Origin of the sequence: Rahnella sp. PD12R (genome assembly GCF_019200965.1) — a bacterium.
Classification (GTDB): Bacteria; Pseudomonadota; Gammaproteobacteria; order Enterobacterales; family Enterobacteriaceae; genus Rahnella; species Rahnella laticis.
On record NZ_JAHTMS010000002.1, the window covers coordinates 635865 to 660562 of the forward strand.

Sequence of the window (24698 nt, forward strand, 5' to 3'; positions counted from 1 at the left end):
CCTTAGTCCTGAAGACGGGCAATCTCTTCGCCAAATTCACGGATATCTTCAAAGCTGCGATAAACCGATGCGAAGCGGATGTAGGCGACTTTATCCAGCCCTTTCAGGGCATCCATCACCAGATTGCCAATCATTTTGGCAGGAATTTCACGTTCACCGGTAGCCCGTAACTGCGATTTAATGTGGCTGATGGCCGTTTCGACGTCGTCGGAGCTGACCGGTCTTTTTTCCAGCGCTTTCAGAAAGCCGCTGCGAAGTTTGTCTTCGTTGAAAGGTTCACGAACTTCATTGCTTTTAATGACGCGCGGCATCACCAGTTCCGCCACTTCAAAAGTCGTGAAGCGTTCATGGCAGTCCAGACACTGGCGGCGTCGGCGGACCTGAGATCCATCACCTACCAGGCGGGAATCGATGACTTTAGTATCAACAGCGGCACAAAATGGGCAATGCATAGCACTTCCTGACAGCGGGCATAATTGGACACCAGTTTACCCCGAAGTGTGCCGACAACAAAGGCTGTCGCTACTTTCATAGACATCAGGTTAAACTTACTCATCTTATATTGGTGCCCGGACCGAATGTTTCAACGGGCAGATGAAAGGAAGTCTCTGATATGACAAAACCTCCCCGCCTCTTACTGGCCTGTGCCGTATTGTTCAGCCTGTCGGGCTGCGCGCAGCAAGATCCCAAATTACCGGAACTGAAAGCCGAAGTCGGCCAGCTGAACCAAAAGCTCTCCCGTCTGACCGATCTGGCGACAGCACTGGAACAGCAAACTACGCTGAACCGCCAGTCCACTAACGGGGTCTATTTGCTTCCTGCGGCGAAAAGCGCTGCACTGGTGAAGAGTGAAATTGGCGAACTGAGCCTTGCACTGACCCGCGTCGCCCCGGATGCCAGCGGCGTTCAGGCCGTATTAGAGATTAAAAACAATGCCGGCCAGCCGCTGCCTGCATTTACCGCCACAATGAACTGGGGCCAGCTGGATCCGGTGACCGGTAAGCCGCTGACTGTAGATATGCAAACGCAGACCATCACGGTTGAACCGGATTTATTACCAGGTCCGGTGAAAACGATAGAGGTGAAATTCGATCAGGTAACCGTTGAAACGCTGGGCTTTGTTCATCTGCATAATATTGTCGCCACGCAGAAACCCGCTCAGGCCGCAGAACCGGTTCCGGCGAAGTAACAATTGTGCTTTCAGTTTTAGAAATCAGACATAAAAAAACCCCGCATTGCGGGGTTTTTACTTTCTACGCTACCGGCAGATTACGGCAGAATCGAAGGCTGATCTGCACCTTCTTTTTCCACTTTCTGCTGCAACATATGTTCACGCTTCATGCCCAGTTTCAGAGCCAGCGCGGACGCAACGTAGATTGATGAAGCCGTACCGATTGAAACACCAATCAACATGGTCAGTGAGAAACCACTGAGCAATGCACCGCCAAACAGATACAACATCAGGATCACGACTAACGTGGTACCGGATGTGATCAATGTACGGTGCAGCGTCTGGGTCAGCGACACGTTAAAGATTTCGTAAGGTGTCCCGCGACGGATCTTGCGGAAGTTCTCACGAATACGGTCCGATACCACGATGCTGTCGTTAAGCGAGTAACCGATAACCGACATCAGTGAAGCGACGATGGTCAAGTCAACTTCGATATGGAACAACGAGAGTACACCCATGGTGATCACAACGTCGTGAGCAAGCGCGATAACAACACCTGCGGCAAGACGCCACTCGAAGCGGAAACCGACGTAAATCAGGATAGCGATCAGCGCCACTAACAGCGCCATAGCACCATTCTGCGCCAGATCGGCCCCTACACTCGGCCCGACGAACTCGATACGTTTCACCTGAGCATTCTGGCTGGTCGTTTCGTTAATCACGCTAAGAACTTTGGTACCCAGAACCTGGCCGCCTGTTTCACCCTGAGCCGGTGGCATGCGTACCATGATGTCACGGCTGCTACCAAAGTTCTGTACCAGCGGATCGGCAAAGCCTGATTTCTCAAGCGCTGCGCGCATCACGTCCAAATCCGCAGGTTTTTCCAGCGAGATTTCAATGACCGTACCGCCGGTGAAATCCAGACCCCAGTTAAAACCTTTCACACCAATAATGGCGATAGAAAGGATCAACAGGAAACCAGAGATACCGAAAGCCCAGTAATCCCATCGCATAAAGTCATAGACTTTACGACCATGGTTTAATTGTTCAACAGTATATTCCTGTGCCACAACGCACTCCTCAGATAGACAGCTTTTTGATGCGCTTGCCGCCGTACAACAGGTTTACGATGGCACGGGTACCGACGATTGCGGTAAACATTGACGTCGCTACACCAATACCGGTTGTAATCGCAAAGCCTTTAATTGCCCCGGTGCCGACGGCATACAGGATGATAACCTTGATGAGCGTCGTGACGTTGGCATCAAAGATGGAGCTGAACGCGCCTTTGTAACCTTCTTCGATAGCCTGCTGTACTGAACGTCCGTTACTAAGTTCTTCCTTAATACGTTCGTTAATCAGTACGTTGGCATCAACCGCTACGGCAAGGGTTAATACGATACCCGCAATGCCCGGCATGGTCAGTGTTGCGCCCGGTATCAGGGACATGATCCCAACGATAAGCACCAGGTTAGCAATCAGCGCAGTGGTCGCAATCAGGCCAAACTTCTTATAGAAGAACAGCATGAAGATAATTGAAACCACAAGTCCTGCCAGACAGGCTTCCAGACCTTGCTTGATATTTTCCATACCCAAGGTCGGGCCGATAGTACGTTCTTCTACAATCTGAATTGGCGCAATCAGAGCACCGGCACGCAGCAGCAGAGAAAGCTGGCGGGCTTCATTCGGATCGTTCACCCCGGTGATACGGAAGCTGTTACCCAGACGTGACTGAATCGTCGCGACGTTAATAACTTCTTCTTGTTTCGCCAGAATCGAACGGCCATTCGCATCTTTCTTACCGCTGTCTTTATACTCCACGAACAGGGTTGCCATCGGTTTGCCGATGTTATCCTTGGTGAAGTTAGACATGGCGTTACCGCCAGCGCTGTCGAGAGAAATGTTAACCTGTGGCTGGTTGTATTCATCCATGCTGGATGTGGAGTCAGTGATATGGTCACCGGTCAGAATCACACGTTTGTACAGGACAACCGGGCGACCATCACGGGTATTTTTCACTTCACTGTCACCCGGAACACGGCCTGTTGACGCCGCAGAGGCATCTACATTGGTGTTAACCAGACGGAATTCCAGCGTTGCCGTTGCGCCTAAGATTTCTTTAGCGCGGGCAGTATCCTGAATACCTGGCAACTCAACCACAATACGGTCTGCGCCCTGACGCTGTACCAGCGGCTCGGCCACACCCAGTTGGTTTACACGGTTACGCAGGATAGTGATGTTTTGCTGAACAGCATACTCGCGCGCCTCATTCAGGCGGGCATCAGTCATCACCACTTTGACAGCAGTATCGCCGCTGTTGGTGATGACTAAATCGCGGTGACGTGGTGTCAGATAGCTGACCGCCGCATCGCGGGTCGCAGCATCACGGAAACGCACTTCAACGCCATAGTTGTCGAGCTTACGCACCGTGGCATAAGGGATATTCTTGTCGCGCAAATCGCTGCGCATGTTGTCCATCGTTTGTTCTTGCAGCTTGCTTAACGCGGTATCCATATCCACTTCCATCAGGAAGTGAACACCACCACGCAAGTCGAGGCCCAGCTTCATCGGCTCAGCACCCAGCATGCTCAACCAGCGCGGCGTTGCCGGAGCCAGGTTAAGTGCAATCACAAATTTGTCGCCCAGAACGCCGTTCAGCACTTCACGAGCGCGAAGCTGAACATCCGTATCTTTGAAACGGGCAAGAATAGCGCCATTCTCCAGAGCAATAGATTTGCTCTGGATGTTATTTTGATCTAATGCGTTACGGACTTGGTCCAGCGTTGCTGCACTGGCGTCGGAACCCCGAGCACCAGTGATTTGAACAGCCGGATCCTCACCATAAAGGTTGGGAAGTGCATAAAGCAGCCCGACGATGATCACAACGACCAGCATCAGATACTTCCACGCAGGATAACGGTTTAACACGGCAGTTCCCTTCGGGAAAATCGAAAATTAGATAGACTTCATCGTGCCTTTTGGCAGAACTGCTGCCACGAAGTCACGCTTGATCATCACTTCGTTAGTGTCGTTCAGTGCGATAACCACGTAGCCAGTTTCAGCTACTTTCGTTACGCGACCGATCAAACCACCCGTGGTCATGACTTCGTCACCTTTACCGATGGAATCCATCAGTTTTTTGTGTTCTTTAGAACGCTTTTGCTGCGGGCGCAGGATCATGAAATAGAAAATCAGACCAAATACCACCAGCATGATAACCAGAGAGTAAGGACTTCCCTGTGATGGTGCGCCAGTCGCTGCGACAGCATCGGAAATGAAAAGACTCATTTAAATTCCCTCATTGTTGTTGTGAAGCAAAATTGTTTAGAAAATAACAGTGATCCAAGCCGGAGTCTGGCGATGAAACGTCTCGCACAATACCCCATAATGCCGGTTCAACAAATTATAAAATCGGCACCACCTTGTGGAGATGCCGACACGACAAAGAAATCAGAAGTTTAAAGGCGGAACAGGCTTGCCTTTGCGCTCGTAGAAGTCTGTCACAAACTGCTCTAATTTACCTTCTTCGATAGCCTGGCGTAAACCGGCCATCAGACGCTGGTAATAGCGCAGGTTATGGATGGTATTCAACCGCGCACCGAGAATTTCGTTGCAACGGTCGAGATGATGCAAGTAGGCGCGGCTATAATTGCGACATGTGTAGCAATCACAGTGTTCGTCGAGCGTCGAGGTGTCATCTTTATGCTTGGCGTTACGGATTTTTACGATACCGTCGGTGACAAACAGGTGGCCGTTACGCGCATTACGCGTTGGCATGACGCAGTCAAACATATCGATACCGCGACGAACGCCTTCAACCAAATCTTCCGGTTTACCCACGCCCATCAGATAACGGGGTTTGTCTTCCGGGATTTGCGGGCAAACGTGCTCAAGGATACGGTGCATGTCTTCTTTCGGCTCGCCTACCGCCAAACCGCCCACAGCGTAACCATCAAAGCCGATATCTACCAGCCCTTTTAATGATACATCTCGTAAATCTTCGTAAACGCTTCCCTGAATAATACCGAACAAAGCATTCTTATTATTCAACTCGTTGAAGCGATCGCGGCTGCGTTTTGCCCAGCGTAAAGACATTTCCATCGAACGTTTTGCGTAATCCCAGTCAGCAGGATATGGCGTACATTCATCGAAGATCATCACGATGTCAGAACCGAGATCGTTTTGGATCTCCATGGATTTTTCCGGGCTCAGGAACACCGGATCACCGTTGATCGGATTGCGGAAATGCACGCCCTCTTCTTTGATCTTACGCATCGCGCCCAGGCTGAACACCTGGAAGCCGCCGGAATCGGTGAGGATCGGGCCATGCCAGTTCATGAAATCATGCAGATCGCCGTGCAGCTTCATGATTTCCTGACCCGGGCGCAGCCACAGGTGGAAGGTGTTGCCCAGCAAAATCTGTGCGCCGGTTTCTTTGACTTCTTCCGGGGTCATGCCTTTTACGGTGCCGTAAGTGCCCACAGGCATAAATGCCGGGGTTTCAACCACGCCACGTTCAAAGACCAGACGTCCACGGCGCGCGCGGCCGTCAGTAGTGCTTAATTCGTACTTCACATTGCCTCCAGCATCAGAGAAACAGTCTGATGAGGTTAAATCCGTGGCATGACGCCCGGAAAAGAAAGCCCGAATACACCGAGTGCGTCCGGGCCGTTAACTGCTGATTCAGGGTTACTGACCCACCACTTCCTGCGGCGCCAGCGGGTTACGGTTGATGAACATCGCATCGCCATAACTGAAGAAACGGTACTGCTCTGCCACCGCCTGCTGGTAAGCATTCATGGTATTTTTGTATCCGGCAAACGCCGACACCAGCATGATCAGCGTGGATTCAGGCAGGTGGAAATTGGTAATCAGGCAGTCAATCACCTGATAATGGTATCCCGGATAAATGAAGATTTTAGTATCGCCAAAGAATGGCGCGATCAGCGCGTCTTCACTGGCTTTCGCCGCGCTTTCCAGCGAACGAACCGACGTGGTGCCCACGGCCACGACTTTATTGCCGCGCGCTTTACACGCCAGAACCGCTTCTACCACTTCCTGAGGCACTTCCGCGTACTCAGCGTGCATGATGTGGTCTTCAATGGTGTCAACGCGCACCGGCTGGAAAGTCCCCGCGCCGACGTGCAGCGTAACAAACGCCAGCTCAACGCCTTTTTCTTTCAGCGCATCCAGCAGCGGCTGATCAAAGTGCAGACCGGCGGTCGGTGCGGCAACAGCACCCGGACGTTCGCTGTAAACCGTCTGATACAGCTCGCGATCAGCGTCTTCATCCGGACGGTCAATATAAGGCGGCAACGGCATGTGGCCGATTTCGTTAAGCAGCGTAAAGACATCGCGGTCTTCATTAAATTGCAGCTCGAACAGGGTGTCGTGACGCGCCACCATCGTGGCTTTAATGTCTTCGTTATCCCCCAGCAGCAGCTCTGCGCCAGGCTTTGGCGATTTCGACGCGCGAACGTGCGCCAGAACGCGGTGCGAATCGAGCACACGCTCAACCAGCACTTCAATTTTACCGCCGCTGACTTTACGGCCAAAAACACGGGCCGGGATCACGCGGGTATTATTGAAGACCAGCAGATCGCCGGGCAGGATTTTATCGAGAATATCCGTGAACACGCCGTGCGTTAACTCACCGCTCGGCCCGTCAAGAGACAACAAACGACAGCCGCTGCGCTGGGTCTGCGGATAGCGGGCAATCAGGGATTCCGGGAGTTCAAAAGAAAAATCGGCAACACGCATGGCTTTTCACTTCACTTTAACGACAAAAACAGGCGGCTTAGTCTAGTGGGACGGGGCATCCCCTGCAAGCTTATGCGCGAAGAAAGGCACCCGCTGCCCTGTCAGGGATCAACTTTCCTGCGTTATACTCGCCCGATGAATTTTTTAGCACACCTCCATCTGGCCTCTCTGGCCGACAGTTCCCTGCTGGGCAATCTGCTGGCGGATTTCGTTCGCGGCAATCCTGACGGGCAATACAGCCCGGAAATTGTCAGCGGGATCCGCATGCATCGTCGCGTTGATGTCATGACCGATTCCCTGCCCGAAGTGAAAATTGCCCGCAGCTATTTTCGTGATGATTTTCGCCGCGTCTCGCCGATTACGCTCGACGTGGTGTGGGATCACTTCCTGTCGCGTCACTGGAATTCTCTGCATCCGCAACAGCCGCTGGAAGATTTTATCGCTGCCTGTCAGCAGGAAATCGAGCCGCAGCTTCCGGGCATGCCGGAACGTTTTCAAAACCTGAATCACTATATCTGGCCGCAACGCTGGCTGGAGCGTTATGCCGTTCTGCCGTTTATCGGCGAAGTCTTGCAGGGCATGGCAAACCGCCGCCCAAAACTCAGCGCACTGAGCGGCTCGTTTCACGATATAGAGCTCAATTACGACGCACTTGAGCAACTCTTTTGGCAATTTTATCCGGTCATGATGCAGCAGGCGAAAGACCGTGAACTCTGAATACCCCCATAAAGTTGTGATTGAAGGCACAATCCTCTGCAAAACAGCGGGTTTTTGTTAAAGAAGATTGAGACTTAGGTCAAAGACTGATAGCCGAGTGCTATCTGATTGATTGGTCTGATGGGGTTTATTCACCTGAGGGTTGCCCCTATACTGGCAGTCGTTTTGTTCACCCTTTCCACTCACCTACGACACCCTCAAGGGTCTTAAAGGAGTAATTTATGGTTCTGGTAACTCGCCCAGCCCCTGACTTTACCGCAGCAGCAGTACTTGGTAGCGGCGAAGTAGTTGAAAACTTCAACTTCAAAAAACACACAGCAGGCAAACCAACTGTTATCTTCTTCTGGCCAATGGACTTCACTTTTGTGTGTCCTTCTGAGCTGATCGCTTTCGATCACCGTTACGAAGAATTCCAGAATCGTGGCGTAGAAGTTGTTGGTGTTTCCTTCGACTCCGAGTTCGTTCACAACGCATGGCGTAACACGCCGGTTGAGAAAGGCGGTATCGGTCCTGTTAAATACGCAATGGTTGCTGATATCAAACGCGAAATTCAGAAAGCCTACGGTATCGAACATCCGGACGCTGGCGTTGCACTGCGCGGCTCTTTCCTGATCGACAAAGAAGGCGTTGTTCGTCACCAGGTAGTAAACGATCTGCCACTGGGTCGTAACATCGACGAAATGCTGCGTATGGTTGACGCACTGCAATTCCACGAAGAGCACGGCGAAGTGTGCCCGGCTCAGTGGGAAAAAGGCAAAAAAGGCATGGGCGCATCTCCGGATGGCGTGGCTAAATACCTGTCTGAAAACGCTTCAAACCTGTAATCTCTTCACGGATTTAACGGTTATCAACGGTCAGCTTAGCTGGCCGTTTTTTTTGCTCCGGATTTGCCCCGATCACATTTTCCCGCCTCACTGACCCGCTCCCTCTCATTTACGTCTACGCTGAAAACGTCCCGTTATTGCCGGAATGGCGTGCGCTTTGCATAAAATTCCCCGGCGAACGGAGCAACATCGCCATTAAAAAAACGTTATCACACAATAACCTGAAGGTTATGACTCTAAAAGACAGGGTAAAAACAGGAGTTTGAATGTTACGGAATCCATGGAAAAAATCAGTCCTCGCACTGGCATTGCTGACCAGTCTCCCGCTGTACGCGGCGTCTAACCCCGCGGTCGAAGCGCAGAACGGAATGGTTGTCACCTCGCAATACCTGGCCTCACAGGTTGGCGTCGACATTCTGAAAATGGGCGGAAACGCCATTGATGCAGCCGTCGCCGTCGGTTACGCGCAGGCGGTCGTCAACCCATGCTGTGGCAATATCGGTGGCGGTGGCTTCATGACGGTGCATCTGGCTGATGGAAAAGACACGTTTATCAACTTCCGCGAAACCGCTCCCGCTGCCGCCAGCGCCAATATGTATCTTGATGCCGACGGAAATGTGAAAAAAGGCGCCAGCCTGTACGGCTATCTGGCCGCAGGTGTGCCGGGAACCGTACTGGGGATGGACACCGTACAAAAGGAATACGGCAAACTGACACGCCAGCAGGTAATGGCTCCGGCGATTAAGCTGGCGCGTCAGGGTTTTGTGCTGACCCGCGCGGATACCGATATTCTCGATACGACGGTTAAGCGCTTCAAAGAAGATCCGGAAGCCGCCCGCATTTTCCTGCGTAAAGACGGCAGCGCCCTGCAACCCGGCGACAAACTGGTGCAGACCGATTTAGCCAACACGCTTGAATCCATTTCTCAACACGGCCCGGATGCTTTCTATAAAGGCAAAATCCCGGCAGCAGTCGAAGCCGCATCGAAGAAAGGCGGCGGCATCCTGACCGCGGCAGATTTCGCCAGTTACAAAGTGACGGAAGACACGCCAATCACCTGTAGTTATCGCGGATACAAATTTGTTTCCGCACCGCCTCCGAGCTCCGGCGGTGTGACGATGTGTGAGATTCTCAACATCGTTGAAGGCTACGACCTGAAAAGCATGGGCTTCAACTCAGCAGCGTCCATTCATGTTCTCACTGAAGCCATGCGCCACGCTTATATGGACCGCAATACCTATCTCGGCGATCCGGTATTTGTGAAAAACCCAATCGACCGCCTGGTCAGTAAAAGCTACGCGGAAGAAATTCGTAAAAAAATAGAAGCAGATAAAGCGACGCCTTCCACGCAGGTGCAGCCAGGCATGGAACCGCACGAAAAACCGGAAACGACGCATTATTCCATCGTCGATAAAATGGGCAACGCCGTGTCCACCACGTACACCGTCAATGGCCGCTTTGGTTCCGTAGTGATTGCGCCGGGAACCGGCTTCTTCCTGAACGACGAGATGGATGATTTCACCACCAAAGTCGGCGAGAAAAACCTGTACGGTCTGGTGCAGGGAACCAAAAACGCTATCGCCCCCGGTAAGCGCCCACTATCGTCGATGAGCCCGAGTCTGGTGACCAAAGACGGAAAAATCTTTATGGTACTGGGCTCGCCGGGCGGTTCACGCATCATCACCATTACGCTGCAAACCGCGCTGAACGTGATTGATTACGGGATGCCTCCGCAGGAAGCGGTCGATGCGCCACGCATTCATCATCAGTGGCTGCCGGACGAGGTGTATTACGAGCAGCGCGGTGTTTCTCAGGACAGCCTGAATATCCTGCAAAAAATGGGATACAAGATGGTTGAGCAAACGCCGTGGGGTGCCACGGAGCTGATTCTGGTGGGTCTGCCGGGCGCTGCGGGTGTAACGCCTGTGAACTCAGGCAACGACTCGGCGGTTTCGGGGAAAGTCCGTGAAGGCTATCTGTACGGCGCGAATGACGTGCGACGCCCTGCCGGTGCCGCTACTGGCTATTAAGCCACACTAAAAAAGCCCCGATATCATCATGATATCGGGGCTTTTATTTATCAGCCGTAGGTAAGTACTTGCTTACGCTTTGTTACTGAGCGCCAGTGCTGCTTTCTTACGGTCGTTACGCAATTTGAATCGGTAACCGACCAGCAGCGCCACAACCCAAACCAGACCGACATACAGCGACACACGGGTATCCGGGAAGTAGCCAATCAGCCCGATGATAAACACCAGGAAAATAATCCCGAAGACCGAGGTGTAAACGCCGCCACGTAGCGGGAATTCCAGCTCTTTAATCTGCTGTTTGCTGAGCTTGCGACGGAAACCGATCTGGGAGAACAGGATCATAATCCACACCCAAACGGTCGCGAATGTCGCCAGAGACGCAATCACCAGGAAGACGCTGGACGGCATGATGTAGTTCAGATAAACCGCCACCAGCAGTGCGGCCATCATCACCAGAACGGTGACCCACGGCGTGCCGAGACGCGAAACTTTGCTGAACATTTTAGGCGCCTGCCCCTGCTCTGCCATACCGTGCAGCATACGGCCCACGCCGAACACGTCACTGTTAATCGCAGAAAGAGACGCGGTGATCACCACGAAGTTCAGAATGGTTGCAGCCGCCGCAATCCCCATGTGCTGGAACGTCAGCACGAACGGGCTGCCCTGCGTACCCACCTGATTCCATGGGAAAATCGACATAATCACAAACAGCGTACCCACGTAGAACACCAGAATACGCAGCGGAACGGAGTTGATGGCTTTCGGAATGGATTTCTTCGGGTCTTCTGCTTCACCGGCGGTAATACCGATGATTTCGATACCACCGTAGGCAAACATCACCAGCTGCAACGACAGGATCGTACCCATGATGCCCTGGCTGAAGAAGCCGCCGTTCGTCCACAGATTGTGAATACCGGTCGCCTGCCCGCCGTTGCCAATGCCCCAGAAGATAATACCGAAACCGGCAATGATCATGATGATGATGGTGAACACTTTGAAGAAGGAGAACCAGAACTCCAGCTCACCGAACACCTTCACGCTCACCAGATTGATAGCGCCGATAATCAGTACCACACTCAGCACCCAGGTCCATTGCGGTACATCCGGGAACCACACGCCCATATAAATACCGAACGCCGTCACATCGGCAATCGCGACAATCAGAATCTCAAAACAATACGTCCAGCCGGTGATGTACCCGGCCATCGGCCCGAGATAATCCTGCGCGTAACGTGAGAACGACCCGCTCTGCGGATTATTAACGGACATCTCGCCCAGCGCACGCATGATGATAAACGCGATAATACCGCCGACCAGATACGCCAGCAGCACGCTTGGTCCGGCCATTTTGATGGCATCGGCAGATCCGTAAAATAACCCGGTACCGATGGCTGACCCCAGTGCCATAAAGCGAATATGGCGCGTTGTCAGGCCACGTTTTAGCTTCGTGCCCGGCGCTTCTTTTTGCTCTGTTGGTTGTTCAGCTTCTTGCTGCATGTGCATTAACCCGTATGTTTTTTAAATATCAAAAGTGCGTATTTTAAGAAATTAACTTTTTTACCTGCCAATGAAAAAGCCACGGAAGATTCTCCGTGGCCCGATTGGCGAAACATTCAGCAGACTAATTATATTTTATGCCGTTGAACATTCACCAAATGATCATTGGTGCGCAGTGACGCTACGCGGACCGCTGATTTTGTCATAAATACCGGCCAGCACCAGCATTAATAATGACGGTGGTAACCAGGCCAGACCTTGCGCTGCCAGCGGCAGGTTCGCAGTCCAGGCTGGCATCAGGTCTGCAAAAGCAGAAGCTTTAATGCCATCAACAATACCAAAGACCAGGCTGACAACCATCACCGGCGCGACGATACGTGTGGTGCTGTTCCACCAGCGCAGGGTGAAGCTCAGTACAACCAGCGCAATACACGGCGGATAAATCGCAGTCAGAACCGGTACGGAAATCTGAATCAGATGGCTCAGGCCCAGGTTGGACACCAGCATCGAGAACAGACCCAGAATGAAGACCAGCGTTTTATATGACAGCGGCAGATACTGAGCGAAGAACTCAGCACAGGCGCAGGTCAGGCCAACTGCGGTGACCATACAGGCGATGAAAATCAGCGCGCCGAGGAAGAAGCTGCCTACGCTGCCAAAAGTGTGTGCCACGTAAGCATGCAGGATCACCGCGCCGTTTGTTGCATTTGGCACCAGTGAGGCGCTGTTTTCGCCCAGTTTAAACAGGCTCAGGTAGACCAGCATCAGGCCCAGACCGGCAATCAGACCTGCCAGAACCGTATAACGGGTCAGCAGTTTGGCATCGGTCACGCCACGAGAACGTGCCGCGTTAACGATAACAATCCCGAAGACCAGCGCGCCCAGCGTATCCATCGTCAGATAGCCGTTAACGAAACCGCTGGAGAACGGCACCGTCTGGTAAGCGTCAACCGCAGGCATTGGCTGACCGGCAGGCCACAGCAGTGCAGCGATACCCAGTGCGCCCAGCGCCACCATTTTCAGCGGCGCGAGGAAATGCCCGACGGTATCGAGCAGACGGCCCGGATACAGGGAGATACCAATCACCAGAGCGAAATAAATTACGCTGTAAATCAGCAGAGGCAGCGGGCCGTCACCGGTCATCGGCGCGATACCCACTTCAAAGGAGACCGTCGCTGTACGCGGTGTGGCAAACAGCGGGCCTACAGCCAGATAACAGACGGTCGCCAGAAGAATACCGGCACCACGACCAATTGGCGTACTCAGGGCGTCAACACCGCCACCGACGCGCGCAAGCGCAATCACGGTCATCACGGGAAGCCCTACCGCCGTGATCATAAAACCGGCAGCTGCCCACCAGACTTCATGACCGGCCTGCAAGCCAACCATCGGCGGGAAAATGATATTTCCTGCCCCGACGAATAAGGCGAAGGTCATGAAACCCAGCGCCAGAATATCTTTATTTGTTAAACGAGTACTCATGATTGGTGTCGTGTTGCCTGTTCAAATGAATAAAGTGTCCGATGCTGTCGTCGTGCCACTCCGTCAGAAGGATGAATGGCGTTGTCATAGCCAGAGAGCACCAATGTGAGGATCGGAGTGAGCTAAAAACGCCTGATGATATGCAGATGATTACGTTGTTATGCAGGGAGTATCGAGCGACAGCGGGGCTTAAGGTAAACGTTTATAGCGTAGAAAGGCAAGCCGTGATCCAAAAAGCAGAGCGTTCAACCAGATTAATACAACAAAGCAGTAATAATCACTAAATACACTCCGAAACACGCAATATGATATGTATGATTTTTGAACGAACAAAGCACAAGATATGCTCCGTTGAGATTAAAAATGCGTGAAATCACCACCTGCAGGTCATTTCACGCACAATATCCAGCATTTTTACAAGGCCAAAATTTAACCGCTTGCGGTTTTACCAGACGCGGGCAGCGATATCCACCACCAGTTTCAGTTTTTCCCACTGCTGCGCTTCGGTCAGACTGTTGCCCTCTTCCGTTGACGCGAAGCCACACTGCGGGCTCAGGCAAATCTGGTTAATGTCCAGATATTCAGCCGCTTCTGCGATACGCGCTTCCACGGTTTTTGCCAGTTCCAGCTCGCCGGATTTGGTGGTAATCAGCCCCAGAACCGCCTGCTGATGGCCTTTTTTGATGAAACGCAGGGGTTCGAACCCGCCTGAACGTTCATTGTCATATTCCAGGAAGTAAGCGTCGATATTCACCCCGCCAAACAGAATCTCTGCCACCGGCTCGTAACCACCTTCAGAAATCCAGGTTGAACGGAAGTTACCGCGGCAAACATGCAGACCAATCACCAGATCGTCCGGTTTACCGGCGATAGCTTTGTTGAGCACGTCAGCGTAAGTACGTGCTAACTCTTCCGGAGAATCACCACGTTCGCGGATTTGTTTCTTCTGATCTTCAGAACACAGATACGCCCAGACGGTATCGTCGAGTTGCAGATAACGACAGCCGGCATCATAAAAGGCTTTGATCGCGTCCCGGTAAACCTGTGCCAGATCGTCAAAATAGTCTTTCAGATCAGGATAAACGTCTTTGCTGATGGCGTTACGGCCACCGCGGAAATGCATCACGCTCGGGCTCGGAATAGTCATTTTCGGCACAGCCGTTCCGCTGATGCTTTTCAGAAAACGGAAATCTTCCAGCATCGGGTGCGAACCAAAACCGAGTTTGCTCACCACTTTGATACTGCGCGCTTTCGTCTGTACGCCGTTGAACTGGATCCCCTGAACCGCATCGTAACCTTCCACACCTTCCAGACCTTCGAAGAAGTCAAAGTGCCACCACGCACGGCGGAATTCGCCATCCGTCACCACTTGCAGACCGGCTTCACGCTGCAAATCCACCACGCGGCGGATTTCAGTGTCTTCTACTGCACGCAACTGCACCGCATCAATCTCACCGGCCTGAAACTGTTTGCGGGCTTCTTTGATCGCGGCCGGACGCAGGAAACTGCCAACGACGTCAGCGCGGAACGGAGGGGTTGTACGTTGCATGAAAACTCCTTATTGCATCACGCCCCTGGCGGAATGCGAATGATTTACAAAGTAAATAATTACGTTGCGTTATTTATAGACATCTGGATGTCTAAACGGCTTTAAGGCCATACTGTCATGCAGCCTGTTCACCCACAACAGAGGAATTTTCATGGGACGTGAAATAAATTCATGATCAGGAGGCGACTTCACGCCATAAACAGAAATGAAAAAGCCTGCTATCGGCTGATAACAGGCTTTAGGGAAACTACGCAAATTAAGGTTTTACGGAGACCGGGGAGTCTGAACCCTGAGGAACAATCAGTTTCGGTGCCAGCGTAAACATAAACCGGGTGCCGACGCCGACTTCGCTGAGGACTTCAAGCTTCGAATTATGGTGGCTGAGCGCATGTTTTACGATGGCGAGCCCCAACCCGCTGCCGCCGGTCTGGCGCGATCGCGCCTTATCCACACGGTAAAAACGTTCAGTCAGACGCGGTAAGTGCTGCGGCGCAATACCCGGCCCGTTGTCGCTTATCTGGAACTGTGCGCCGTGCGGGATTTGCTGCCAGCTGACTTCAATCCGCGTGCCCGGCGGGGTGTGATTCACGGCGTTGTACACCAGATTCGACACCGCACTGCGCAGCTGATCTTCGTTGCCAAAGACTTTCAGCTTTTCGTTTACGCGAAACACCACTTCATGTTTCCCGCCGCTTAACGTCTGCACTTCCCGCTCAAGCATACTCAGCATCACCGGAATATCGACCTTCTCGTGCATATCGATATTGGCAGACGCTTCGATTTTCGACAGGGTCAGCAACTGTTTCACCAGCCCGTCCATGCGCCGCGTCTGTTCCTGCATCGTATCCAGCGCTTTGGTGCGGAACGGCTCTTCCAGCTTGGCGTCTTCCATCATTTCCAGATACCCCTGCAACACGGTCAGCGGCGTGCGAAGTTCATGGCTAACGTTGGCAAAGAAGTTACGTCGCGCGCCTTCGAGCTGACGCATCTGCGTTACGTCACGCGCCACCATCAGAAGCTGCCCCTCGGAATAGGGCATCACGCGAAACTCAACATAATGTTCATTATTGAGTTGCAGATTCAGGGCACGGCTGAAGTCACGGGTCTGGATCCAGGTGCGGAATTCCGGATAACGCAGCAGGTTAAAAATATGCTGCCCGTTATCTTCCGGCCAGCGGAAACCGAGCAGATCCTGCGCCAGTCCGTTGCACCAGAAGATATTGCCTTCTTCCGTCGCCAGAACCACCGCATCCGGCAGCGATTCGGCACCGCTGCGGAAACGCTTGATCAGCTGACCTAATTCACGACGACGTCGCCGGTTGCGCATCTGCATCTGGTTCAGCCCGTAAAACAGCGGTTCCCAGCTCCAGCGCCCGTTCGGCGGGGTGATGCTGCGGTCAAGCCACAGCCAGTGAGAGAGTTTAAGCTGGTTGTAATAATTCCAGCCCAGCGCCGCGACGAGCGACGCAAAGAGGAGCCAGCCGAAATGGCCGACGAAAATTCCGAGGATCAGCGCTGGCAGGCAAAAGAGAAAAAATTCGCCGGCCAGACGTTTCCATGACAAACGTTCTAACACACAGATTCTCCGCTGTGGGGGACTCAATAACGCGTTGAGAAACGATATCCGGTACCACGAACAGTCTGGATCATTCTGTCATGTCCACTGGTTTCCAGCGCTTTACGCAAACGACGAATATGCACGTCTACCGTGCGATCTTCCACATAAACGTTAGTGCCCCACACGTTATTGAGCAACTGTTCCCTGCTGTAAACGCGTTCGGAATGGGTCATAAAGAAGTGTAACAACTTAAATTCGGTCGGCCCCATGTCGAGCGCCTGCTCGTTGGCCATCACCCGGTGAGACGACGGATCCAGACTCAGCCCCTGCATGTCGATCACTTCCTCGACCGCCATTGGCGAAATCCGGCGCATCACCGCTTTAATACGGGCAACCAGTTCTTTTGGTGAAAACGGTTTGGTGATGTAATCATCGGCACCGACTTCCAGGCCGCGCACCCGATCTTCTTCTTCACCGCGGGCGGTCAGCATCATCACCGGAATTTCGCGGGTCAGTGCTTCACGTTTAAGGTGCTTAATAAACTGAATACCGGAACCACCAGGTAACATCCAGTCGAGCAGGATCAGTTCAGGGTAAGGTTCAACTAACTGGCCAATCGCTGAATCAAAATCTTCAGCTTCTACTGCCTGATATCCATTCTGTTCCAGTACAAAACACACCATTTCACGGATTGGAGCTTCGTCTTCAACCACCAATATACGTCTAGCCATCGTAGGTCCTGCCAATAGGTTAGCGATCTTTTATTTGATTGCGGGCGCCATTATGCGTCAGTTTTGTGACAGATTTATGAATGAAAATGATGGTTCATTTAAGGCAAATATGACAGATAAATTCCCGCCATCCTGCTGAAATTGGTCTGATTTATCGGGGACAGGTTCCCCCGCCGACGTTTATACTTTGCCCCATTGTCGTCATACAGGGTTCACACGGGAGTCTCATGCGCCTGATCCACACCTCCGACTGGCACCTCGGCCAGTACTTTTTTACCAAAAGCCGCGCCGCTGAACATCAGGCATTTTTGCGCTGGCTGACCGGTCAGGTGCAGCAGCATCAGGTGGACGCCGTCATTGTCGCCGGAGACATCTTTGATACCGGCTCGCCGCCCAGTTACGCCCGCGAGTTGTACAACCGCTTCGTGGTGGAATTACAACAAACCGGCTGCCAGCTGGTGGTGCTGGCCGGAAATCACGATTCCGTCGCCACGCTCAATGAATCCCGCGAACTGCTTTCGTGCCTGAATACGCGGGTGATCGCCACCGTAGGCGAAAATCTGGATGAACAGGTTTTGGTGCTGAATACCCGCGAAGGCCAGCCCGGCGCGGTGTTGTGTGCCATTCCGTTTTTGCGTCCGCGCGACTTGCTGGCCAGCCAGGCCGGGCAGTCCGGCAGCGACAAACAGCTCGCCTTGCAGGAAGCCATTGCGGCGCATTATGACGCACTGTATCAGGCAGCGCTGGCTAAACGTCAGGAACTTGGTTTGCCGTTGCCCATTATCGCTACCGGCCATCTGACCACCGTCGGCGTCAGCACGTCTGACTCCGTGCGCGACATCTATATAGGCACGCTCGACGCCTTCCCGGCGCAGGCCTTTCCACCGGTGGATTACGTGGCGCTCGGGCACATTCACCGCGCCCAGTGCGTCGCAAAAACCGAACATATCCGTTACAGCGGCTCACCCATTGCGCTGAGTTTCGATGAGCTCAGCAAAACCAAAAGCGTTTACCTGCTTGATTTCGATGGCGCTAAGCTCAACGCCATCGACACGCTGGAAATCCCCGTTTTCCAGCCGATGCAGATCATTAAAGGTTCTCTCGCAGACATCGAAAAACAACTGACGCAGTTTGCTGACGGCGATGCCGGTAAACCGGTCTGGCTGGATATCGAAGTCGCCACGCAGGACTATCTCAGTGATATCCAGCGGCGTATTCAGACGCTGACCGCAGATTTGCCGGTGGAAGTCGTTCTGCTGCGCCGCAGTAAAGAACAGCGCATCAGCAGCATCGAACAACAGGAAAAAGAAACGCTCAGCGAACTGAGTGTCAGCGAAGTGTTTGAGCGGCGGCTGGCGCAGGAAACCGATCCCGACGAACCGCGTCAGGCGCGGATGCGCACGCTGTTCGCTCAGGTTGTCAGCCAGGTCACCAGCGGCGAGTCCGCAGAGGATGCCGCCCGATGAAAATTCTCAGTCTGCGTTTAAAAAACCTGAACTCGCTGGAAGGCGAATGGAAAATCGACTTCACCGCTGAGCCTTTTGCCAGCAACGGATTATTTGCCATCACAGGCCCGACCGGCGCGGGGAAAACCACCCTGCTGGACGCCATCTGTCTGGCGCTGTATCACCAGACGCCGCGTCTGAACGTCACGCCGAGTCAGAATGAACTGATGACCCGCCACACCGCCGAATCCCTGGCAGAAGTCGAGTTTGAGGTTAAAGGCATTGGCTACCGCGCGTTCTGGAGCCAGCGCCGGGCCAAAAATTCGCCTGACGGTAATTTACAGGCGCCCAAAGTAGAACTGGCGCTGCTGGCCGATGGCAAAATTCTGGCCGACAAAGTGCGCGATAAACTTGATGCCATCGCCGGGCTGACCGGGCTGGATTTCGGCCGTTTCACTAAATCTATGATGCTTTCACAAGGCCAGTTCGCCGCGTTCCTGAATGCCGATGCCAACGACCGCGCGGAATTGCTGGAAGAACTGACCGGCACCGAAATCTACGGGCGGCTTTCTGAACGCGTGTTTGAACAACATAAAGAAGCCAAAAATCAGCTCGACGGTTTGTATCAGCGCATGGCCGGAATCGAGTTGCTCAGCGAAGAGCAGCGTCAGGCCTTCGAAACGGAACTGGCCGCGCTGAACGCGCAGGAAATTATCCTCAGTCAGCAGGCGCTGCAACGCCAGCAGGATCTGAACTGGCTGCAACAATGGCAACAGGTGCAGCAAAAGCATCAGCAATCTCAGCAGCAGCTGACGGCGGCGGAGCAGGAAAACCTCGCCGCAGCGCCGCAATTGCAGCAACTCGCGCGCAGTGAGCCGGCTGAAAAGCTGCGTCCGCTGCTCAGCGACCGGTTGCGCTGCGAGAAAGAAACGCAGGAGTTACAGCAGGCACTTACACAGCTGGTTCAGCAGCAGGAACAACAGGCGGCGCAGATGACGCCGCGGGCTTCGGTGCTGGAACAGGCGAAAGCCGCTCGCCAGAATCAGGCCGGAGAGCAGCGCAAGCTCCAGACGCTGATGGACGAAAAAGTTCTGCCGCTGGATAACGAGATTGCCCGGTGGCACAAATCACTGACTGACACGCAGCAGGCCGTCAGTGAAGCACAGAAACAGGCCAGTGAGCACAGCGCGATGCTGGCGAAAATCACCGAAGAGCGCCAGAAACTGGAGGCACAGAGTCAGCAGCATCAGGCGAAACACGCCACACTGACCGGTGCGCTTCAGGTTCAGCAACAAAATCAGGCCGAACTGGAAAAACAGCAACCACTGACGACGTTGCAGAAACGGCAATCTGAACTGGCGCAGCTGCGTCCGGTGCGTCAGCAGCTGTTTTCACTCGCACAAATTTTCCCTCAGCTCGATTCGCGTGTCCGTCAGCAGCATCAGGATTTTGCGCAGAATCAGACGGCAATCGCGGAAGAAGAAGAACGCCTTGGCAGAATCCGCCTGCAATGCCAGAAACAGCTCGAGCATCTGAATGATGTCAAAGCGCGGCTGAAAAGCGAGGAACTGATCGTCAGCCTGACGGCAGAACGCGCGAATCTGCAAAGCGGCCTGGCCTGCCCGCTGTGCGGTTCCACCTCGCATCCGGCGATTGAAAGTTATCAGGAGATCAAACCGTCTGAAACGGCGCAGCGTGTTGAGAAAATGCAGCTGGAATTTGATGCAGCGAAAGCCAGCGGAATCGAACTGGCCGCGAAAATTAAAAGCCTGAAAGAACACCAGTTACGCCTGAAAACGCAGCTTGAGCACGACCAGCAGCAGCTGAACGCACATCTCGAAAACTGGCAGAAAATCAGCGCTCCGCATGGTCTGACCTTCACGCTGATGGATGCGCCGGACATTCAGCAATGGCTGGCGTCATGCGATCAGGAAGAACAGCAAACGCAGGAAACGCTCCGCCAGCATGAACAGCTGGCGCGTGCGCTGCAACAGGCGAAAGACGCCCTCAGCGAAGCCGTCAGCGAGCAACAAAAAGTCCAGCAGCAAAGCGCGTTGCTGGCGGAGCGTTTTACGCTGACGCAGCAAAATCTGACGAAGTCTCAGGAGCAGCTTGAACGTCTGCAAACCCAGTATGCGGATGGCGGGAAAACGCTGAAGGAACTGACGGCGCAGCGTACAGAACTCTTCGGCGACCGTCAGGTTAGGCAGGTTCGCGAGCACTTACATCTGCAACAACAGGCCGCCGAAAAAGCCGTCAGCGAAGCCGAGACGGCCCTGCACCGGGCGCAGGAACTTCGCGACAAACTCGCCGGTCAGCTCGCCAGCACGCAACTGCAACATCAGCAGGCCACGGCGCGTCTGCATCAGGCACAAACAGACTGGCAACAGGCGCTGGCCGCCAGCGAGTTTGCGGATGAAGACGCAGTGAAACTCGCAATGCTCGACGACGCCTTACGCCAGCAACTCCGCCAGCGTAAAGACCAGTTGCAGAAACAGCTGGCGCAGGCTCAGGCGCTGTTAAGCGATGCGAAAGAGACACTGGAGAGACAGCGGCTCGCACGCCCTGCGCATCTGAGTGAAAACGAAAGCGATCTCACGGCGCTGATGGCAGAACAGGAATCGCTGTCACAAAGCCTGAAAGCGCTGCAACAGCGCACCGGCGAAGTGAGTAATCAGCTTAAATTCGACAAGGAACGCAGCGGCAGCCAGCAGCAGTTAATCGCGCAGATTGCGCAAGCGCAGCTGACCTGTGATGACTGGGGATATCTCAATCAGATGATTGGCTCCAGCGATGGTGCGAAATTCCGTAAGTTCGCGCAGGGGCTGACGCTGGATCATCTGGTGTATCTGGCGAACCGCCAGCTGGAAAAACTGCATGGCCGTTATCTGTTGCAGCGTAAAACCAGCGACGCGCTGGAGTTGCAGGTTGTCGATACGTGGCAGGCCGACGCCGTGCGTGATACCCGCACGTTATCCGGCGGCGAGAGCTTCCTCGTCAGTCTGGCGCTGGCGCTGGCGTTGTCAGATCTGGTGAGCGATAAAACCCGCATCGATTCGCTGTTCCTCGACGAAGGTTTCGGTACGCTCGACGCCGACACGCTGGACACCGCGCTGGACGCCCTCGACAGCCTGAACGCCTCCGGTAAAACCATCGGCGTGATCAGCCACGTTGAAGCGATGAAAGACCGCATTCCGGTGCAAATCAAAGTGACCAAGGTGAACGGGCTGGGCGTCAGCCGCCTGAGCAGTGAATTTAAAGTCCCGTCGCAGTAAATGATAAAGCCGCATGATGGCGTGACATCATGCGGCTTTTGTCTGCCAGAAAATTACAACGCGAAGCGCGACTGCGGCCACAGCCAGGCGGCACCGCGAACACCACTGGAATCGCCGTGAACCGCTTTAAGGATCGGTGTTTCACATTCGCCGCCAAAGACCCACTGTTTGATCAGCACGGGAACGGTCTGGTACAGACGATCGACGTTGCTCATACCGCCGCCAAAAACGATGACATCCGGATCCAGAATATTCACCACGTTGGCCAGCGCTTTCGCCAGACGACGCTCGTAGCGGCCCAGCGCCAGCTCCGCCGTTTCGTCGCCCTGCTCAACAAGCTCAATAATTTCCGCGCCTTTCAGCCGCTGGCCTGACAGCCGGAAATAATCTTCCGCAAAACCGGTGCCCGACACAAAGGTCTCCACGCAGCCGGATTTGCCGCAATAGCACGGCACGTCGCGGGCGAACTGAATTTCTTCTTCATCCTGCCACGGCAGCGGATTATGCCCCCACTCTCCGGCATTGCCGTTTCCGCCCGCGTGCGCCACGCCGTTAAGCGCAACGCCGGAACCACAACCGGTGCCGATAATGACCGCAAACACCGTATGACGCCCGGCGCCCGCGCCGTCGGTCGCTTCGGAAACCGCCAGACAGTTGGCGTCGTTGGCAATGTGGACTTCACGTTTTAACAACAGCGCCAGATCTTCATCCAGCTGCTGGCCATTTAGCCAGACCGAGTTGGCATTTTTCACTTTACCGGTAAACGGCGAAAGCGTGCCGGGGATCCCAAGGCCGACGCTGCCGTGCTGGCCTGTGGCCTTTTCGGCGTCCAGCACCAGCCCTTCAATCGCTTTCAGCGTGCGCTCGTAATCATTTCTTGGCGTATCCACCCGCTTGCGGAACAGTTCTTTCCCTTCGCCGGATAACGCGATGACTTCTATTTTTGTGCCGCCTAAATCAATGCCAATTCGCACGTTTTCTCTCCTGTTTCTGCCGGTAGGGTCAGTTATTTTGAGGTTAAATCAGTGTAGAAGCTCGCTGCTGTCGTCACCAGAATAAGCTGTTATGCAATGTTTCATGCTGCGGTGATTTCTTAACGACGACCGGCGCTCAATTGGTTATCATGCCGCCCTGCATTCATTTAATCAGCGTACCACGAGTGCGCCGGGACAGGGATAACGCCATGTTATGGTTTAAGAATTTGTTGGTATACCGTTTGAGCCGTGAAGTTTCGTTATCTGCTGACGAAATGGAAAAACAGCTCAGCGCTTTCACCTTTACCCCGTGCGGCAGCCAGGATATGGCGAAAACCGGCTGGGTTTCACCGATGGGTTCCCACGGTGGCGACGCGCTGACTCACGTTAACGGCGGTCAGATCCTGATCTGCGCCCGTAAAGAAGAAAAAATCCTGCCTTCTCCGGTCATAAAACAGGAGTTGCAGGCCAAAATCGATCAGCTTGAAGGTGAGCAACACCGTAAGCTGAAGAAAACTGAAAAAGATTCCCTAAAAGACGAAGTGCTGCACAGCCTGATGCCGCGCGCATTCAGCCGTTTCAGCCAGACATTCATGTGGATCGACACCGTTAACGGCCTGATCATGGTCGATGCCGCCAGCGCGAAAAAAGCGGAAGACATGCTGGCGCTGCTGCGTAAAAGCCTCGGTTCACTGCCGGTTGTGCCATTAACCATGGAAAGCCCGATCGAACTGACGCTCACCGAATGGGTGCGTTCAGGCCAGACGCCTGCCGGTTTTGCCCTGCAGGACGAAGCCGAGCTGAAAGCGATTCTGGAAGAAGGCGGCGTGATCCGCTGTAAGAAACAGGCGCTGGTCAGCGACGAAATCGCCACGCACATCGAAAATGGCAAACTGGTGACCAAGCTGGCCGTCGACTGGCAGGAACGTATTGCCGTTGTTCTGGCCGACGACGGCAGCATCAAACGTCTGAAATTCGGCGACGTGATCCGTGACCAGAACGAAGACATCGACCGCGAAGATTTCGCCGGACGTTTCGATGCGGATTTCGTGCTGATGACGGGTGAACTGGCGGCGCTGATTCAAAACCTGATTGAGGCTCTGGGCGGCGAAGCACAACGCTAGTTATACCCTTCATCCTTCAAGCTGCCTCCGCGTTGGCCGCCTTCGCGAACTCCGGTCACATACTGATGTATGCTCCCGGAGGATTCACTCAGTTGCCGCCTTGATGCAACTCGAATGATTTTGGGTATACGGAGTTATGAAATAAATATCCTCCGGCATAGCCGGAGGTTTTTCATATGCGCCTATAAGGCTCTGTTACCAGCCGCGCCCTAACAGGCGCATCGCGATCTGACATTTGCATCTATGGATTACTTACTGCCCGTAAACGGGCTGCCCGGATATGGGATCGAGAGCTGCTCACCCATTTTATCCTCTTCCAGTTGGTGCTTTATGTATTCCTGTATCCTGGCCGTGTTTTTCCCAACCGTATCAACGTAATACCCTCGGCACCAAAACTCCCTGTTGCGGTATTTAAACTTCAAATCCCCAAACTGCTCATAAAGCATTAGGCTGCTCTTTCCCTTCAGGTACCCCATAAACCCCGATACACTCATCTTGGGCGGAATTTCCAGAAGCATATGGATGTGATCCACACAACATTCCGCTTCGAGAATATTCACG

20 protein-coding genes are annotated in these 24698 nt (G+C 53.6%); 7 read left to right on the forward strand and 13 right to left on the reverse strand.

From position 1 onward, the window contains the following. Positions 1-2: 2 nt before the first annotated feature. Positions 3-452, reverse strand: a complete 450-nt coding sequence (nrdR, locus tag KWG64_RS06985; RefSeq protein WP_104923087.1) for a transcriptional regulator NrdR — start codon at positions 450-452, stop codon at positions 3-5. A 161-nt stretch (positions 453-613) separates the two neighbouring features. On the opposite strand from nrdR, the gene KWG64_RS06990 reads away from it, so the two are divergent. Continuing rightward, positions 614-1189, forward strand: coding sequence for a DUF3251 domain-containing protein (locus KWG64_RS06990; protein WP_218521361.1), 576 nt, complete (start codon positions 614-616; stop codon positions 1187-1189). Positions 1190-1269: 80 nt separating this feature from the next. Here the strand turns inward: KWG64_RS06990 and secF are convergent, their stop codons facing one another. The 5 genes from secF to queA all read right to left on the reverse strand — a co-directional run bounded on the left by secF (position 1270) and on the right by queA (position 6931). Beyond that, positions 1270-2241 (reverse strand): protein translocase subunit SecF, encoded by a 972-nt coding sequence (gene secF, locus KWG64_RS06995; RefSeq protein WP_195813965.1) that lies wholly within the window; start codon positions 2239-2241, stop codon positions 1270-1272. Between the two features lie 10 nt (positions 2242-2251). Then, entirely contained in the window at positions 2252-4099 is a 1848-nt protein-coding gene (secD, locus tag KWG64_RS07000) for a protein translocase subunit SecD (RefSeq protein ID WP_195813964.1), read from the reverse strand. A gap of 27 nt (positions 4100-4126) precedes the next feature. Then, positions 4127-4459 (reverse strand): preprotein translocase subunit YajC, encoded by a 333-nt coding sequence (gene yajC, locus KWG64_RS07005; protein WP_013576670.1) that lies wholly within the window; start codon positions 4457-4459, stop codon positions 4127-4129. 162 nt (positions 4460-4621) lie between these two features. After that, positions 4622-5746: a tRNA guanosine(34) transglycosylase Tgt gene (tgt, locus tag KWG64_RS07010; RefSeq protein ID WP_152327855.1), complete on the reverse strand. Its 1125-nt coding sequence runs from the start codon at positions 5744-5746 to the stop codon at positions 4622-4624. 114 nt (positions 5747-5860) lie between these two features. Further along, a complete protein-coding gene (gene queA, locus KWG64_RS07015; protein ID WP_218521362.1) occupies positions 5861-6931 on the reverse strand; it encodes a tRNA preQ1(34) S-adenosylmethionine ribosyltransferase-isomerase QueA in 1071 nt (356 codons plus the stop codon). A 135-nt stretch (positions 6932-7066) separates the two neighbouring features. Between queA and KWG64_RS07020 the strand changes: the two genes are divergently transcribed. From KWG64_RS07020 to ggt, 3 genes are all read left to right on the forward strand, one after another. After that, complete coding sequence (locus KWG64_RS07020) at positions 7067-7648, forward strand: ACP phosphodiesterase (protein ID WP_195823660.1); 582 nt, start codon at positions 7067-7069, stop codon at positions 7646-7648. 221 nt (positions 7649-7869) lie between these two features. Continuing rightward, positions 7870-8472 (forward strand): peroxiredoxin C, encoded by a 603-nt coding sequence (locus tag KWG64_RS07025; RefSeq protein WP_013576674.1) that lies wholly within the window; start codon positions 7870-7872, stop codon positions 8470-8472. Between the two features lie 266 nt (positions 8473-8738). Next, entirely contained in the window at positions 8739-10502 is a 1764-nt protein-coding gene (ggt, locus tag KWG64_RS07030; protein ID WP_218521363.1) for a gamma-glutamyltransferase, read from the forward strand. 72 nt (positions 10503-10574) lie between these two features. Here the strand turns inward: ggt and proY are convergent, their stop codons facing one another. The 5 genes from proY to phoB all read right to left on the reverse strand — a co-directional run bounded on the left by proY (position 10575) and on the right by phoB (position 17319). Further along, on the reverse strand, positions 10575-12005 hold the full coding sequence (gene proY / locus KWG64_RS07035) for a proline-specific permease ProY (protein WP_165059282.1): 1431 nt from the start codon (positions 12003-12005) through the stop codon (positions 10575-10577). Positions 12006-12161: 156 nt separating this feature from the next. Beyond that, positions 12162-13481 (reverse strand): branched-chain amino acid transport system II carrier protein, encoded by a 1320-nt coding sequence (brnQ, locus tag KWG64_RS07040; RefSeq protein WP_195813959.1) that lies wholly within the window; start codon positions 13479-13481, stop codon positions 12162-12164. 445 nt (positions 13482-13926) lie between these two features. Beyond that, positions 13927-15030: a cobalamin-independent methionine synthase II family protein gene (locus KWG64_RS07045; RefSeq protein ID WP_218521364.1), complete on the reverse strand. Its 1104-nt coding sequence runs from the start codon at positions 15028-15030 to the stop codon at positions 13927-13929. 256 nt (positions 15031-15286) lie between these two features. Next, positions 15287-16606 (reverse strand): phosphate regulon sensor histidine kinase PhoR, encoded by a 1320-nt coding sequence (gene phoR / locus KWG64_RS07050; protein WP_195813957.1) that lies wholly within the window; start codon positions 16604-16606, stop codon positions 15287-15289. Positions 16607-16629: 23 nt separating this feature from the next. Then, a complete protein-coding gene (gene phoB, locus KWG64_RS07055) occupies positions 16630-17319 on the reverse strand; it encodes a phosphate response regulator transcription factor PhoB (RefSeq protein WP_013576682.1) in 690 nt (229 codons plus the stop codon). A gap of 227 nt (positions 17320-17546) precedes the next feature. On the opposite strand from phoB, the gene sbcD reads away from it, so the two are divergent. Both sbcD and sbcC read left to right on the forward strand, forming a co-directional pair. After that, positions 17547-18785, forward strand: a complete 1239-nt coding sequence (gene sbcD, locus KWG64_RS07060; RefSeq protein ID WP_218521365.1) for an exonuclease subunit SbcD — start codon at positions 17547-17549, stop codon at positions 18783-18785. Then, on the forward strand, positions 18782-22039 hold the full coding sequence (sbcC, locus tag KWG64_RS07065; protein WP_218521366.1) for an exonuclease subunit SbcC: 3258 nt from the start codon (positions 18782-18784) through the stop codon (positions 22037-22039). The genes sbcD and sbcC overlap by 4 nt, the downstream gene beginning before the upstream one ends. 53 nt (positions 22040-22092) lie before the next feature. Here the strand turns inward: sbcC and mak are convergent, their stop codons facing one another. Then, positions 22093-23013, reverse strand: coding sequence for a fructokinase (mak, locus tag KWG64_RS07070; protein ID WP_218521367.1), 921 nt, complete (start codon positions 23011-23013; stop codon positions 22093-22095). A gap of 209 nt (positions 23014-23222) precedes the next feature. Here mak and rdgC point away from each other — a divergent pair, with 209 nt between their 5' ends. Beyond that, positions 23223-24137: a recombination-associated protein RdgC gene (gene rdgC / locus KWG64_RS07075; RefSeq protein ID WP_195813953.1), complete on the forward strand. Its 915-nt coding sequence runs from the start codon at positions 23223-23225 to the stop codon at positions 24135-24137. Positions 24138-24385: 248 nt separating this feature from the next. On the opposite strand, the gene tnpA is transcribed toward rdgC, so the two are convergent. Further along, positions 24386-24698, reverse strand: a 313-nt coding sequence (gene tnpA / locus KWG64_RS07080; protein WP_218521368.1) for an IS200/IS605-like element IS1541B family transposase, incomplete at its 5' end; no start/stop codon positions are given.

Excerpts from the sequence above, each read along its gene's own strand:
- nrdR (WP_104923087.1), bottom strand. The coding sequence starts at position 452 with ATGCATTGCCCATTTTGTGCCGCTGTTGATACTAAAGTCATCGATTCC.
- KWG64_RS06990 (WP_218521361.1), top strand. The coding sequence starts at position 614 with ATGACAAAACCTCCCCGCCTCTTACTGGCCTGTGCCGTATTGTTCAGC.
- yajC (WP_013576670.1), bottom strand. The coding sequence starts at position 4,459 with ATGAGTCTTTTCATTTCCGATGCTGTCGCAGCGACTGGCGCACCATCA.
- queA (WP_218521362.1), bottom strand. The coding sequence starts at position 6,931 with ATGCGTGTTGCCGATTTTTCTTTTGAACTCCCGGAATCCCTGATTGCC.
- KWG64_RS07020 (WP_195823660.1), top strand. The coding sequence starts at position 7,067 with ATGAATTTTTTAGCACACCTCCATCTGGCCTCTCTGGCCGACAGTTCC.
- KWG64_RS07025 (WP_013576674.1), top strand. The coding sequence starts at position 7,870 with ATGGTTCTGGTAACTCGCCCAGCCCCTGACTTTACCGCAGCAGCAGTA.
- ggt (WP_218521363.1), top strand. The coding sequence starts at position 8,739 with ATGTTACGGAATCCATGGAAAAAATCAGTCCTCGCACTGGCATTGCTG.
- proY (WP_165059282.1), bottom strand. The coding sequence starts at position 12,005 with ATGCACATGCAGCAAGAAGCTGAACAACCAACAGAGCAAAAAGAAGCG.
- brnQ (WP_195813959.1), bottom strand. The coding sequence starts at position 13,481 with ATGAGTACTCGTTTAACAAATAAAGATATTCTGGCGCTGGGTTTCATG.
- KWG64_RS07045 (WP_218521364.1), bottom strand. The coding sequence starts at position 15,030 with ATGCAACGTACAACCCCTCCGTTCCGCGCTGACGTCGTTGGCAGTTTC.
- phoB (WP_013576682.1), bottom strand. The coding sequence starts at position 17,319 with ATGGCTAGACGTATATTGGTGGTTGAAGACGAAGCTCCAATCCGTGAA.
- sbcD (WP_218521365.1), top strand. The coding sequence starts at position 17,547 with ATGCGCCTGATCCACACCTCCGACTGGCACCTCGGCCAGTACTTTTTT.
- sbcC (WP_218521366.1), top strand. The coding sequence starts at position 18,782 with ATGAAAATTCTCAGTCTGCGTTTAAAAAACCTGAACTCGCTGGAAGGC.
- rdgC (WP_195813953.1), top strand. The coding sequence starts at position 23,223 with ATGTTATGGTTTAAGAATTTGTTGGTATACCGTTTGAGCCGTGAAGTT.